At 68.6% G+C, this 13,813-nt stretch carries 14 protein-coding genes; 13 read left to right on the top strand and 1 reads right to left on the bottom strand.

The genetic code is table 11. From position 1 onward, the window contains the following. The first annotated feature begins 39 nt into the window (after nt 1–39). The 7 genes from J6500_RS05965 to cobJ are packed head-to-tail and all read left to right on the top strand — an operon-like array spanning nt 40 to nt 7,937. Nucleotides 40–414 (top strand): DUF1636 family protein, encoded by a 375-nt coding sequence (locus J6500_RS05965; protein ID WP_225711743.1) that lies wholly within the window; start codon nt 40–42, stop codon nt 412–414. Next, nucleotides 411–1,445 carry a cobalamin biosynthesis protein CobW gene (gene cobW, locus J6500_RS05960; RefSeq protein ID WP_225711742.1) on the top strand — a complete coding sequence of 345 codons (1,035 nt, stop codon included), beginning with the start codon at nt 411–413 and terminating at the stop codon, nt 1,443–1,445. Before J6500_RS05965 ends, cobW begins: the two co-directional genes overlap by 4 nt. Beyond that, nucleotides 1,445–4,690 (top strand): cobaltochelatase subunit CobN, encoded by a 3,246-nt coding sequence (gene cobN / locus J6500_RS05955; protein ID WP_225711741.1) that lies wholly within the window; start codon nt 1,445–1,447, stop codon nt 4,688–4,690. Before cobW ends, cobN begins: the two co-directional genes overlap by 1 nt. Beyond that, nucleotides 4,687–5,844 carry a precorrin-3B synthase gene (gene cobG, locus J6500_RS05950; RefSeq protein ID WP_225711740.1) on the top strand — a complete coding sequence of 386 codons (1,158 nt, stop codon included), beginning with the start codon at nt 4,687–4,689 and terminating at the stop codon, nt 5,842–5,844. The genes cobN and cobG overlap by 4 nt, the downstream gene beginning before the upstream one ends. After that, the gene (locus J6500_RS05945; protein WP_225711739.1) at nt 5,844–6,473 is read left to right on the top strand and encodes a precorrin-8X methylmutase; all 630 of its coding nucleotides are present in this window, start codon (nt 5,844–5,846) and stop codon (nt 6,471–6,473) included. Before cobG ends, J6500_RS05945 begins: the two co-directional genes overlap by 1 nt. Nucleotide 6,474: 1 nt before the next feature. Continuing rightward, complete coding sequence (locus tag J6500_RS05940) at nt 6,475–7,206, top strand: precorrin-2 C(20)-methyltransferase (protein WP_225711738.1); 732 nt, start codon at nt 6,475–6,477, stop codon at nt 7,204–7,206. After that, nucleotides 7,203–7,937 carry a precorrin-3B C(17)-methyltransferase gene (cobJ, locus tag J6500_RS05935; RefSeq protein WP_225711737.1) on the top strand — a complete coding sequence of 245 codons (735 nt, stop codon included), beginning with the start codon at nt 7,203–7,205 and terminating at the stop codon, nt 7,935–7,937. The genes J6500_RS05940 and cobJ overlap by 4 nt, the downstream gene beginning before the upstream one ends. Here the strand turns inward: cobJ and J6500_RS05930 are convergent. Next, complete coding sequence (locus J6500_RS05930) at nt 7,913–8,662, bottom strand: cobalt-precorrin-6A reductase (protein WP_225711736.1); 750 nt, start codon at nt 8,660–8,662, stop codon at nt 7,913–7,915. The genes cobJ and J6500_RS05930 overlap by 25 nt on opposite strands. Here J6500_RS05930 and cbiE point away from each other — a divergent pair. Genes cbiE through cobF form a run of 6 tightly spaced genes read left to right on the top strand, consistent with a single transcriptional unit; the run spans nt 8,661 to nt 13,778 of the window. Further along, nucleotides 8,661–9,842, top strand: coding sequence for a precorrin-6y C5,15-methyltransferase (decarboxylating) subunit CbiE (gene cbiE / locus J6500_RS05925; RefSeq protein WP_225711735.1), 1,182 nt, complete (start codon nt 8,661–8,663; stop codon nt 9,840–9,842). The genes J6500_RS05930 and cbiE overlap by 2 nt on opposite strands. Next, nucleotides 9,839–10,207, top strand: coding sequence for a cobalamin biosynthesis protein (locus tag J6500_RS05920; protein ID WP_312018199.1), 369 nt, complete (start codon nt 9,839–9,841; stop codon nt 10,205–10,207). The genes cbiE and J6500_RS05920 overlap by 4 nt, the downstream gene beginning before the upstream one ends. Beyond that, nucleotides 10,204–10,989 carry a precorrin-4 C(11)-methyltransferase gene (gene cobM / locus J6500_RS05915; protein ID WP_225711733.1) on the top strand — a complete coding sequence of 262 codons (786 nt, stop codon included), beginning with the start codon at nt 10,204–10,206 and terminating at the stop codon, nt 10,987–10,989. Before J6500_RS05920 ends, cobM begins: the two co-directional genes overlap by 4 nt. Then, nucleotides 10,986–12,296, top strand: a complete 1,311-nt coding sequence (locus tag J6500_RS05910) for a cobyrinic acid a,c-diamide synthase CobB (RefSeq protein ID WP_225711732.1) — start codon at nt 10,986–10,988, stop codon at nt 12,294–12,296. Before cobM ends, J6500_RS05910 begins: the two co-directional genes overlap by 4 nt. Continuing rightward, nucleotides 12,293–13,021 (top strand): uroporphyrinogen-III C-methyltransferase, encoded by a 729-nt coding sequence (gene cobA, locus J6500_RS05905; protein ID WP_225711731.1) that lies wholly within the window; start codon nt 12,293–12,295, stop codon nt 13,019–13,021. The genes J6500_RS05910 and cobA overlap by 4 nt, the downstream gene beginning before the upstream one ends. Nucleotides 13,022–13,028: 7 nt before the next feature. Beyond that, nucleotides 13,029–13,778, top strand: coding sequence for a precorrin-6A synthase (deacetylating) (gene cobF / locus J6500_RS05900; RefSeq protein WP_225711730.1), 750 nt, complete (start codon nt 13,029–13,031; stop codon nt 13,776–13,778). Nucleotides 13,779–13,813: the final 35 nt, after the last annotated feature.

Here is a 13,813-nt window from a genome sequence, read left to right as displayed (position 1 = left end):
GTGCCTCATCGCCTCCCGCCGTCAATCTGGGAAAAGGCGATGAGCGTTACGCTTCATGTCTGCATCACCTGCCGCGCCGGCCAGACCCTGGCCGAAGGCGAGGTCGCGCCCGGTGCAGCGCTGCATGCCGCGATTCGTGACGCCGGCGTGCCAGACGGTGTCAATCTGGTTCCCATCGAATGCCTGTCGGCCTGCAGCCAGGGCTGCTCGGTCGCGCTCAGCGCGGCGGGGCGCTGGTCCTACGTCTATGGCCGGCTGTCCGCAGCCAATGCTGCGGATGTGATCGCAGGCAGCGTGGCCTATGCGGCGGCGCCCGACGGCATCGTGCCGTGGCGCAGCCGTCCCGAAATCTTCCGCAAGCAATCGCTTGCCCGCATCCCACCTCTATCCGTCGTGCCGGAGGCTGCAGAATGAACACGCTCGCAAAGGTGCCGGTCACCGTCGTCACCGGCTTCCTCGGATCGGGCAAGACGACGCTGATCCAGCATTTGATCAGGAACGCCAACGGCCGCAAGCTCGCGGTGCTGGTCAACGAGTTCGGCAGCGAAGGCGTCGACGGTGAGATCCTGAAGTCCTGCGCCGACGCCAATTGCCCGGCCGAGAACGTCGTCGAGCTCGCCAACGGCTGCATCTGCTGCACCGTCGCCGACGATTTCATCCCGGCGATGGAGCAGTTGCTGGCGCGCCCGGTGAAGCCGGATCACATCGTGATCGAGACATCGGGGCTCGCGCTGCCGAAGCCGCTGTTGAAGGCGTTCGACTGGCCGGAGATCCGCTCCCGGATCACCGTCGATGGCGTGATCGCGCTCGCCGACGCCGAGGCCGTCGCGGCCGGCCGCTTCGCGCCCGATCCAGCGGCGGTCGATGCGCAGCGCGCGGCCGACGACAATCTCGACCATGAGACGCCATTGTCGGAAGTGTTCGAGGACCAGATCGCCTGCGCCGACATCGTTTTGCTGACCAAGGCGGACCTCGCGGGCGCGCAGGGGCTGGACGCAGCAAAGCTCGCGATCGAGGCCGAGATGCCACGGCAGGTGCCGATGCTGCCGGTCGTCGACGGCGCCATCGACGCCCGCGTGATCCTGGGATTGGAGGCGGCGGCGGAGGACGACCTCGCATCGCGTCCGTCGCACCACGACGGCGAGGATGAGCACGAGCACAACGATTTCAATTCGGTGGTGATCGATCTGCCCGAGATCGCGGATGTCGAGGCGCTGGTCGCGTCGATCAAGGGCCTGGCGCGCGAGCAGAACGTGCTGCGTGCCAAGGGCTATATCGCGGTCGCGGGCAAGCCGATGCGGCTATTGATGCAGTCGGTCGGCGAACGGGTGCGCCATCAGTTCGACACGCCATGGGGCGCGCGTCCCAGGCGGTCGAAGCTGGTCGTGATCGGCGAGCACGGCGATATTGATGAGGCTGCGATCCGGGCGCGGCTTGGTGTCTGATGCACGTCGTCTTCCGCGAGAGCCGCGGTCTCGAGGAGACCGCGACGCCAAGGGACCTCGGCCAGGATCCGGCCGATCTCGTGGTGCTGTCGTTTTCCGACAGCGATCTCGCGGCGTTCGCGGCCGGCTGGCGACGCGGCCGCCACGCGTTGCCATCACTGCGGCTCGCCAATCTCGCGGAGCTGCGTCACCCGCTGTCGGTGGACACCTACGTCGAACGGACGGCCTCGCATGCGCGCGGCATTCTGGTGCGGCTGATCGGCGGCGAAACCTATTGGCCTTACGGGCTGGCAGCACTGCATCGGCTAGCGAAGGAACGCAACATCGCGCTGGTGGTGCTGCCGGCTGACGGCCGCGACGATCTGCGGCTCGATGACTACTCGACATTGCCAGTATCGACACTGCGGCGCTTGAAGGCGCTGTGCGACAAGGGCGGCCCGGTCGCCGCGCAAGCCGTGATCGCGCAGTTGGCGCTGGCGTCCGGGCTCTATGCCGGGCCCGTTACAGGCGAGTTCGATCTTCCTGAGATCGGCTGCTACGATCCGCAACGCGGCGTCGTCGCGCCGCCGGAATCAGATGGGCGCCCGCTAGCGCTAATCACCTTCTATCGCTCCTATCTCGCGGCGGGTGACACGGCGCCGGTCGACGCGCTGATCGACGCGTTGCGCAGCAAGGGCTTTGCTGCGTGCGGGGTGTTCGTCACCTCGCTGAAGGCAGCAGGCGTCGCCGATTGGTTCCGAACCCATTTCGCCCAGTTTCCGCCTGCGGTCGTCGTCAACGCGACCGCATTCTCCGCGGGCGGCGACGACGGCACGACGCCGTTTGATTTCGCATCATGCCCGGTGTTCCAGGTCGCCTTGTCGACCGCGCGGCGCGAGCATTGGGCCGGGTCGCTGCGCGGCCTGTCGCCTGGCGATCTGGCGATGCATGTGGTGCTGCCCGAGGTAGACGGCCGGCTATTCGCGGGCGTTGTGAGCTTCAAGTCGGCAGCCGAGCGCGATCCCGATCTGCAATTCGCGCACCTCGCGCACCAGCCGGACGGCGAGCGCGTCGCGGCGGTGACCGCGCGGGTCGCGGCCTGGCATCGGCTGGCCGGCAAGCCGGCGCATCAGAAGCGGCTAGCGATCGTACTCTCGAATTATCCGGGCCGTCCGCACCAGATCGCACATGCCGTCGGGCTCGATGCGCTGGCCTCGGTCGATGCGATGCTGGGCGATCTCGCCGCGGCAGGTTTCGACGTCGCGCCGGTACAGCCGTTGGGCGGCGTGCTGTTGCGAGAGAAGCTGACCTGGAGTGTCGCGGAGTATCGCACGGCACTGTCGAGCCTTCCGCAACAGCTACGGGACGATCTCGCCGCCACATGGGGTGCTCCGGAGGATGATCCTGATTGTCGTGACGGTGCGTTCCGCTTCGCGGCGATCCGGTGTGGCAAGTCGATCATCGCGGTCCAGCCGGAGCGCGGTGACGCACGGCAGCGCGATGCCGATTATCATGATCTCTTGCGCACGCCGCGCCATGCCTATGTCGCGTTCTACCTCTGGCTCAGGCAGCAGCGCGTCGATGCCGTCGTCCACATCGGCGCGCACGGCACGCTGGAATGGCTACCCGGCAAATCGGTCGCGCTGTCGCCGTGCTGCTGGCCGGAGGCGCTGATCGGCGACGTGCCTGTCATCTATCCCTTCATCGTCAACGATCCCGGCGAGGCGGCGCAGGCCAAGCGGCGAATCGGCGCCGTGACGATCGGCCATCTGCCGCCGGCGCTGGCGCAGGCGGTGTTGCCCGACGGCCTGCGCCGGCTCGAGCAGTTGCTGGACGAATACTCGACCGCGGACGGGCTCGATCCCGCGCGACGCCAGCGCCTGATCGCCGATATCCGCGACGAGGCGCGCATCGCCGGGGTGGAGGACGATCTCGGCCTCGCGGCATCGGCTTCCACAACCGAAGCTATCCCGCAGATCGATCGCTTCGTCTGCGATCTCAAGGAGAGCCAGTTCGGCGACGGCTTGCACGTGTTCGGGCAGGGCGCTTGCGGCGCTGCGGAAAGGTGCGCGCTGGCCGACGCGCTGTCGGGAAAGCGCGTGGCGCCGGGGCCATCGGGCTCGCCGTATCGCGGGCGCAGCGACGTGCTGCCGACCGGGCGCAATCTGTTCGCCGTCGATCCGCGCGCAGTGCCGACGCCGTCGGCGCATGCGCAAGGCGTCAAGCTCGCCGGGGAGCTGCTGCGCCGTCACTTGCAGGATCACGGCGACTGGCCCAAAGGCCTCGTCGTTGATCTCTGGGGCTCATCGACGATGCGCACCGCCGGCGAGGATTTTGCGATGGCGCTGCATCTCGCGGGCGTCGCGCCGCGCTGGGATCACGGCTCGGGCCGGGTGTCAGGCTACGACATCATTGCGCCGGCGGAGCTCGGCCGCCCCCGCATCGACGTCACGCTGCGCGTGTCCGGCCTGTTCCGCGATGTGTTTTCCGGTCTCGCCCAACTGTTCGAGGCGGCCACCGAAGCGCTGTCCGAACGCAGCGAGGAAGCGGACGAAAATCCCTATCTACTACAGGTCTCGCGCGTGTTCGGGCCCCGCCCCGGCGAATATGGCGCCGGCATCGCTGCGACATCCGATGTCTTCACGCAAGACTCACGCGACGCGGCCGGCGAAGCCTGGCTCTCCGCATCGTCGTGGGCCTTTGCATCCGACGGCGAGATGCGGCCCGACCGCGCCGGCATCGAGGCAAGGCTCGCTGCGGCCGACAGCTTTGTCCATACCCAGGACTTGCCGGAGACTGACCTGTTGCTGGCGGCGGATTATGCCGCGCATCAGGCCGGCATCGCGGCGGCCGCCGGGCGCCTCGGTGTGAGGCCGCCGTCGCTCTATCACCTCGATTCGACGCGGCCGGACCAGCCGCGTGCGCGCGCGTTACCCGAGGAAATCTCGCGCGTGGTGCGCGCGCGCGCCGCCAATCCGGCATGGATCGCCGGCATGATGCGCCACGGCTTTCGCGGTGCCGCCGAGGTTACCGCAACGCTCGAGCACATGGCGGCGTTCGCGCATCTTGCCGGCGCCGTGCCGCCGCATCTGTTCGATCTCTACTACGACGCGACGCTGGGGAATGACCAGGTTCGTGCATTCCTGGCACGCGAAAATCCGGCGGCGCTCGCCGCGATGGAAACATGCTTCGCCCGATTGCATGAAGCCGCGCTCTGGAGGACGCGGCGCAATTCGATCGCATCCGCGTTGCAGGAGGCCTCATGAGCGCGGTCGCGGTCAAGGGCTGGTGTCCCGGCGCGCTGCGGCCGATGCGGTCGGGCGACGGGCTCGTGGTGCGTATTCGCCCGCGTGGCGGACGGCTCGATGCATCGCAAGCGGCAGGGGTCGCCGAATTGTCGGAGAGCTACGGCAGCGGCCTGATCGATCTGACCAGCCGCGCCAATCTGCAGATTCGCGGCGTCAGCGAGCAGGGCTATCCCTCTCTGATCGATGGGCTTGCGCGGCTCGATCTGCTCGATCCGGATTCGGACAGCGAGGCGCGGCGTAACGTGCTGGTGACGCCGTTCTGGAGCACGGGCGATGAGAGCCCGTCGCTCGCAGCCGAGCTTGAGAAGGCGCTGTCCGGCGCGGCTTTCGAACTCCCGACCAAATTCGGCTTTGCCGTCGATGATGGTGACCAGCGCGTGCTTGCCGGTGCCTCCGCCGATGTCCGGATCGAGCGCGATGGCGGGGGAGGCCTGCTGGTGCGTGCCGATGGTGCGACGCACGGCCGTGCGGTCACGCGCAGCGAAGCCGTGCCGATTGCGCTCGCGCTGTCCGAATGGTTCGTCGCCTCCGGCGGAGTCGAACGACGGCGCATGAAAACGCATCTCGCAGCTGGAGCCTGTCTGCCGGAGGCGCTTCGTGGTCGCGCCGAGCCGGCGCGCCGATCGGCCGATCCGGCTCCCGGTCTTCGCCGCGAAGGTGCGATGGTCGCCGTCGCATTCGGGCAGGTGCAGCATCGAACGCTCGGCGAACTCGCCGTTCGCGCGGAAGCCCTGCGGCTCACACCATGGCGGATGCTGCTCGCCGAGGGGATGCGCGAGATGCCTGACGGCGTCGGGCTGATCATGCGGGCCGATGATCCGGCACTGCGCGTGATCGCCTGCAGCGGCGCGCCGCGCTGCAGCGAGGCGCATGCTGATACGCGTGCGCTGGCAGCTGCGCTTGCACCGCATGTTCCTTCCGATGCGCGCCTGCACGTCTCCGGCTGCGCCAAGGGCTGCGCCCATTCCGCTTCGGCTGACATCACGCTTGTTGCGACGCGCGACGGATTCGATCTCGTTCGTCACGGCTCGACGCGGGATGCGCCCGTGATGCGTGGACTGAGCGGCGCTGGCATCGTCGCCAATCCCTCCGTTCTGATGGGAGGGCATTGATGCCCCGCGTCTACGAAACCGATGGCGCAGCAATCTACCGGCAGTCCTTCGCGACCATTCGCGCCGAGGCCGATCTTGCCCGCTTCACGCCCGACGAGGAGCCGGTGGTCGTCCGCATGATCCATGCCGCGGGCATGGTGGGGCTCGAAGCGCATATCCGCTTCACGCCTGATATGGCATCGGTTGCGCGGGCCGCCCTGCAGAACGGCGCGCCGATCCTCTGCGACGCCCGCATGGTGTCGGAGGGAATCACGCGCGCGCGGCTGCCGGCCGGCAATGCGGTGATCTGCACACTCGGCGACCCGACAGTGCCGGCGCTTGCGCAGTCGATGCGCAACACCCGTTCCGCTGCGGCGCTGGAGTTGTGGCGGCCGCATCTCGACGGCGCGATCGTCGCGATCGGCAATGCGCCGACGGCGCTATTCCACCTGCTCAACATGCTGGAAGAAGGCGATTGTCCGAGACCAGCGGCGATCATCGGCTGTCCGGTCGGCTTCGTCGGCGCGGCCGAGTCGAAGGCCGCGCTGCTGGCCAATCCGCCGGCGCCGGCGCTGACGGTCGAAGGACGGCTCGGCGGCTCGGCGATCACGGTTGCCGCCGTCAACGCGCTGGCGAGCCGGAGCGAATAGGATGGGACGCATCATCTGCTGCGGCCTCGGCCCGGGCGATCCTGACCTGATGAGCGTGCGCGCCGACCGCACGATCCGCACCGCCAAGCATGTCGCCTATTTCCGCAAGAAAGGGCGTCCCGGACAGGCGCGCCGCATCGTCGATGGATTGCTCGCGGCCGATGTCAGCGAATATCCGATGGAATATCCGGTCACCACGGAGATTGCCTTCGACGATCCGGAATACACGCGGCTGCTCGCCGGCTTCTATGATGAATGGGCGGAGCGGCTGGCGCGGATGGCCGGCGCGATCGACATCGTCGTGCTGTGCGAGGGCGATCCCTATTTCTACGGCTCCTTCATGCATCTTCATGCCCGGTTGCAGGGGCCCGTCGAGATCGAGGTGATCGCCGGCATTCCCGGCATGGCAGGGTGCTGGAATGCGGTCGGCCGGCCGATCGCGCTCGGCGATGACGTCACCACGGTGCTGATGGGGACGCTGCCGGAGGCCGAGCTGGCGCGGCGGATACGCGGCTCTGACGCGCTGGTCGTCATGAAGACCGGGCGTAACCTTGCGAAGGTGCGCCGTGCGCTGGCATCCGCCGGCCGTCTCGACGATGCCTGGCTGGTCGAGCGCGGCACCATGCCGGGCGAGCGTGTCGCCCGGCTCGCTGAGATCGGCGAGGCCGAGTGTCCGTACTTTGCGATCGTGCTGGTGCACGGCCAGGGGCGGCGCGCGGAGGCCGCCGAATGACGGGTACGCTGACCATCGCGGGACTGGGACCGGGCGACGAGGCGCTGATCACGCCTGAAGTCTCCGCCGCGCTCGTGGGTGCGACCGATATCGTCGGCTATGCGCCCTATGTCGCGCGGGTGCGCCCGCGCGACGGGTTGACGCTGCACGCGTCGGACAATCGCGTCGAGCTGCAGCGCGCCGGCGAGGCGCTGCGGCTGGCGTCCGAAGGGCGCAACGTCGTCGTGGTATCCTCCGGCGATCCCGGCGTCTTCGCGATGGCCTCTGCCGTGTTCGAGGCACTCGAGCAGGCACCGCAACGGCACGATCTGCCGATCCGCGTCCTCCCTGGCGTGACGGCAATGCTGGCGGCCGCGGCGAGCGCCGGCGCGCCGCTCGGCCATGATTTCTGCGCGATCAATCTCTCGGACAATCTGAAGCCGTGGCCGGTGATTGAGCGGCGGCTACGGCTGGCGGCGGAGGCCGATTTCGCGATCGCGATGTACAATCCCCGCTCGGCGAGCCGGTCCGAGGGATTTGCCCGCGCGCTCGAGCTCTTTCGCGACGCAGGCTATGGCGAGCGCCTCATGGTGTTCGCGCGGGCGGTCAGCACGCCCGATCAGCGGATCGAAACGATCGCGGTGCGCGAGGCGCGGCCCGAGATGGCGGACATGCGGACGCTTGTGATCCTCTGCAATTCGGCGACGCGCCGGGTCGGCCGCTGGGTCTATGCGCCGAGGCAGGCGCGATGACCGAGCCACTGCATCACATCGGCGACGCTCTCAACCCGTGCCCGCTCCGGCAAATGGGGGCGGTCAATCATGATGACGGGGATGCCGAGCCCACGAGCGGCATCGATTTTGGCGCGCGCGCCGGTCCCGCCGGAATTGCGGGCGACGATCCATGCGATGCCGCGTGTGCGCAGCATCGCAACCTCGTCGTCGAGCGTGAACGGCCCGCGCGAGACGATGACGTCGGCCTCGGGCAACGGCAGCGTCGCGTCGGGTGGATCGACGAACCGCAGCGTGTAGGCATGCTGCGGCCGCGTGCCGAACGGCGCGACGTGTTGGCGGCCGATGGCCAGGAACACGTTGGCGCGATGCTCCGGCAATGCCGCGACAGCGGATATAACGTCGGCGACTTCGATCCAATTGTCGCCGGCGGTCCTGATCCACGCTGCGCGTTCGAGCGCGAGCAGCGGCGTTCCGGTTTGCGCGCACGCCGCCACCGCGTTGCGGCTCATCTCCGCCGCGAAAGGGTGGGTCGCGTCGATCACATGGGTGATGCGCTCACGGCGCAGATACTCCACGAGACCCGCGATGCCGCCGAAGCCGCCGATGCGCGTCGGCAGCGGCTGGCCGGCAGGCGCGCGGGTGCGTCCGCCATAGGAATAGACCGCGTCGATCCCAGCGCGCGCGATCGCGGCCGCCAGCTGATTGGCATCGGTGGTTCCGCCCAGGATCAGGGCGCGCATCATGGGTAGTCCGTGGTTGAGCATCATCGGTATTGGCGAAGATGGCCTTGCCGGCCTCTCCGATGCAAGCCGAAAGGTGCTGCGCGAAGCCGAGACTGTGTTCGGCGGCGAACGGCATCTCGCACTGGCCGGCATCGGCGATCGCGGCCGCGCCTGGCCGGTGCCATTCGATGCCAACATCGTGCTGAGTTGCCGCGGCCGGCCCACGGCGGTGCTGGCGTCCGGCGATCCGTTCTGGCATGGCGCCGGCGGAGCGCTTGCGGAGCAGCTGGAGGCCGGCGAATGGATTGCGTATCCCGCGCCGTCGACATTCTCGCTTGCGGCGGCGCGCTTGGGATGGCGCCTCGAACATGTCATTTGCCTCGGCCTGCATGCCGCGCCGTTCGAACGGCTGTTGCAACATCTGGCGAGCGGCGTGCGGATCATTTGCCTGCTGCGCGACGGCAAGGCGGTGCGCGACCTGGCGCAATGGCTCGGCGAACGCGGCTGGGGAGCGTCATCGATGTGGACCCTTTCCGCGCTTGGCGGTCCGCGCGAACACATCGCGCAGCAGCGCGCTGACAGCTACACGGCCGATCCGGACAACGATCTGGTCGCGGTCGCGCTGGAGGCGAGGGGTGGGGAAGGAATGGCTCGGAGCTCGGGCCTTCCGGACGCGCTGTTCGCGCATGATGGGCAGGTGACAAAACGGCCGATCCGCGCGCTCGCACTCTCGGCGCTGGCACCGCGCGCCGGCGAGAGGTTGTGGGACGTTGGCGCAGGCTCGGGTTCGATCTCGATCGAATGGGCGTTGTGTGGCGGGACCGCCACCGCCATCGAGGCGCGTGAGGATCGCGCCGCCAATATCCGCAGCAATGCTGCGAGTTTCGGCGTAACGCACCGGATCATCGTGATCAAGGGCCTGGCGCCCGATGCACTATTGGGCCTCGCAGCGCCGGATGCGGTGTTCATCGGTGGCGGCCTCGATATGGAACTATTCGATACCCTCTGGTCGCAGATCGTGCCGGGCACGCGACTGGTGGCGCACGCGGTGACGCTGGAAACCGAAGCGCTGCTTTGCGATCTGCAGCAGCGCCATGGCGGCGAATTGATGCGGGTCGAGATCGCTCACGCGGATCAACTGGGGCGCTATCGCTCATGGAAGGCGGCGCGGCCGGTGGTGCAATGGAGCGTGGTGCGATGAAGGTGGCAGGTGTGGGATTCAGGCACGATGCCAGCGCCGCATCGCTGCGTGACGCGCTCGACGCGGCCGGGGGCGCTGGCGGCCTTGCGGCCATCGCAACGCTGAACGACAAGGCCGATGCGCCGGCGCTGACCTCGCTGGCGCGCGAATTAGGGCTGCCGATCTGCGGCGTTCCGGCCGTCATGCTGGCCGGAATAGAAACGGCGACGCAGTCCGAGCTGATCGATGTCAGGTTCGGAACGGGCTCGATCGCCGAGGCTACGGCACTTGCTGCCGCAGGCCGCGGCGCGCGGCTGATTGCGGCCCGCGCCATATCGCAGGACCGGATGGCCACCGCGGCGATCGCGGAAGGAGACCGCGAATGACGGTGCATTTCATCGGTGCGGGACCCGGCGCTGCCGACCTCCTGACTTTGCGCGGCCGCGATCTGATCGCCGCGTGCCCGGTCTGCCTCTATGCCGGCTCGCTGGTGCCGGAAGGGGTCCTCGCGCATTGCCCACCGGGCGCGCGCATCGTCAACACCGCGCCACTATCGCTCGATGCGATCATCGCGGAGATCGCGGCGGCGCATGCAGAGGGCAAGGACGTCGCGCGGCTGCATTCCGGCGATCTCTCGATCTGGTCGGCGATGGGCGAGCAGTTGCGCCGGCTGCGCGCGCTGGAAATTCCCTATTCGATCACACCCGGCGTGCCGGCCTTCTCGGCGGCGGCGGCGGCGCTGGAGGTCGAGCTGACGCTGCCCGGCCTTGCGCAATCTGTGGTGCTGACGCGCACGCCGGGCAGGGCGAGCGCGATGCCCGACGGCGAGACGCTCGCTGCCTTCGCCGCGACCGGCGCGGCGCTCGCGATCCACCTGTCGATCCATCTCTTGGACAAGGTCGTTGCCGAGCTGACGCCGCATTACGGGCCGGACTGCCCGGTGGCCGTCGTCTGGCGCGCGAGCTGGCCGGACCAGCGCATCGTGCGTGCCACGCTGGCGACGCTCGATGCCGCGATCGGCCCCGAGCTCGAGCGGACCGCGCTCATTCTGGTCGGCAGGACGCTTGGTGCGGAGGAATTTTCGGAGAGCCGGCTCTATGCGGCCGACTACGATCGCCGCTACCGGCCCGTGGGTCCGGCACCGCGCTTCCCGGATGCATCGCGATGACGGCGGGACTCTTGATCTCGGCGCCGGCCTCGGGTGCCGGCAAGACCACGCTGACGCTGGCGCTGGCCCGCGCCTATCGCGATCGCGGACTCAAGGTGCAGTGCTTCAAGAGCGGGCCCGACTATATCGATCCCGCTTTCCATGCCGTCGCCACGGGGCGCGCATCGGTCAATCTCGACAGCTGGGCGATGGGGCGCGACGCAATCGCGCGGCTGGCGGGGCGCGGTGCCGATGCCGATCTCGTGCTCGCCGAGGGCTCGATGGGCCTGTTCGACGGCGTCGCCGCGCGCGGTGCGTCCGGCACCGGCGCCACCGCCGACATTGCCGAGATGATGGGCTGGCCCGTGCTGCTGGTGATCGATCCCTCCGGCCAGGCGCAAACCGCGGCGGCGGTCGCGGCGGGACTGCGCGATTTCCGCGCCGGCGTGACGCTTGCCGGCGTCATTCTGAATAGAGTGGCCAGTCCGCGGCACGAGGATCTGGTGCGCCGTGCGATGGCGGACGCTGACATTGCCGTGTTCGGCGCGCTGCCGCGCCACGCCGAGATCAGCCTGCCGAAGCGGCATCTTGGCCTGGTGCAGGCGGAGGAGCAGGCCGAGGTCGATAGTCTTATCGCGGAGGCGGCGCGCTTCGTCGCCGAGCATGTCGAGCTCGACGCGGTGCTGCAATCGGCGCGCGCCTGGTCGCCGCACGCGGCCGCGGGTGGCCCCGGCGTCACGCCGCCCGGACAGCGCATCGCGCTGGCGCGCGACGCCGCATTCTCCTTCGTCTATCCGCACATGCTGGAAGGCTGGCGCAGCGCCGGCGCCGAGATTGTGACCTTCTCGCCGCTCGCCGACGAAGGCCCCGATGCGCATGCCGACGTGTGCTGGCTGCCCGGCGGCTATCCCGAACTGCATGCCGGCCAGCTTGCCGCCAATTCGCGTTTCCTCGGCGGGCTGCGCGGCTTTGCCGGGACACGGCCGGTGCATGGCGAATGCGGCGGCTACATGGTGCTGGGCAGCGCCCTGACCGATGCCGACGGGGTGCGGCATCAGATGGCGGGATTGCTCGGCCTCGAGACCAGCTATGCCAAGCGCCGCATGCATCTCGGCTATCGGCTCGCCGAGCTTGCCGCCGCGATGCCCGGGCACAGCGCGGGCGCGCGCCTGCGCGGCCACGAATTCCATTACTCGACGATTCTGGCGCAGCCCGACACGCCGCTCGCAACCGTTCGCGACGCGACGGGTGCTGTTGTCGCGGAGACCGGCTCGCGGCGCGGTCTTGCGACGGGAACATTCTTCCATCTGATTGCGGAGGATCGGTGAGCGGTCTTGTCTCCTTCGTCTCGGCCGGTCCCGGCGATCCCGAGCTGCTGACGGTGAAAGGCGCTGCGCGGCTCGGCGCGGCCGACGTCGTGCTCTACGACGACCTTGCCTCGGGCCCGATCCTCGATCTCGCCCGCGCCGGCGCCAATCTCGTCGCGGTCGGCAAGCGCGCCGGCCGCCCGTCGGCGCGGCAGCAGCATGTCAACCGGTTGTTGGTCGACTATGCCGCGACCGGCATGCGCGTGGTGCGCCTGAAATCCGGCGATGCCGGAATTTTTGGACGGCTCGAAGAGGAGATCGAGGCGCTGCGCGCGGCAGGCATCGGCTACGAGATCATTCCGGGTGTCACCTCGGCCTGCGTTGCGGCTGCGCAGGCCGGCATTCCGCTGACGCGGCGCCTGACCTCGCGCCGGGTCCAGTTCGTGACCGGAGCTGACGTCACCGGCGGATTGCCGGTGAACCTGAATTGGGCGGCACTGGCCGACCCTGAAGCGACGACGGTCGTCTATATGGGCCGGCGTACCTTTCCGGCGCTCGCCGCACAACTGATCGCGCACGGCCTTGCCCCCGATACGCCGGCGGTGCTGGCCGAGCAGCTCGGCCATGCCGATCAGAAACTGGTGCGCACCACGATCGCGGGGCTCGTGGCGCAGCTTGCCGACGCGCCTGCCGCCACCACGGCTGCGATCATCATGTTCGGCGCGCTGGCGCCGCCTCTTGAGTGATGCGGCGATGTTGACGATCTCTTTGATCGGTATCGGTTGTGGCGACCCGCAGCAGCTCACGCAGGCTGCGATCCGCGCCATCAATGCCGCCGACCTGATCCTGATCCCGCGCAAGAGCGCCGCAAAATCCGACCTCGCCGAGCTGCGGCGAACCATTTGCGCCGATGTGCTGACCAGTGCGCACACGCGCATCGCGGAGTTCGACCTGCCGGTGCGCGCCGCCGCAGACGAGGGCTATCGCAAGGGCGTCGATGACTGGCACGATGCGGTCGCGGCCGCCTGGTCGCGCGAGATCGCACGGCATCTCGGCGGCGAGGGACGCGTCGCGCTGCTGATCTGGGGCGATCCGTCGCTCTACGATTCGAGCCTGCGGATAGCCCGAAGGCTCGATCCGCTGCCGGCCATCGAGATGATCCCGGGCATCACATCGATCCAGGCGCTGTGTGCGGCGCATGCGTTGCCGCTCAACGAGATCGGCGAGCCGTTCCTGGTCACGACCGGGCGGCGCCTGCGCGACAACGGCTGGCCGTCCGGCGTCGACACCGTCGTCGTGATGCTCGACGGCAGCGCGGCTTTCCAGACGCTGGATCCCGAGGGCTTGCAGATCTGGTGGGGCGCCTATCTCGGCATGCCTGACCAGATCATCATGGCTGGTGAGCTCAGCGAGTGCGGCACCCGCATCGCCGCCGCACGTCGCGAAGCGCGTGAGCGGCACGGCTGGATCATGGACAGCTACATCCTCAAACGAAAATCCTGATCCGAACACTTGGTATTTGGACACGTTGTCGTCGC

This window comes from Bradyrhizobium semiaridum (genome assembly GCF_020329505.1).
In the GTDB taxonomy this organism is placed as follows: domain Bacteria; phylum Pseudomonadota; class Alphaproteobacteria; order Rhizobiales; family Xanthobacteraceae; genus Bradyrhizobium; species Bradyrhizobium semiaridum.
Note: the sequence above shows the minus strand (reverse complement) of the source record. Positions and strands in the feature narration are given on the sequence as shown.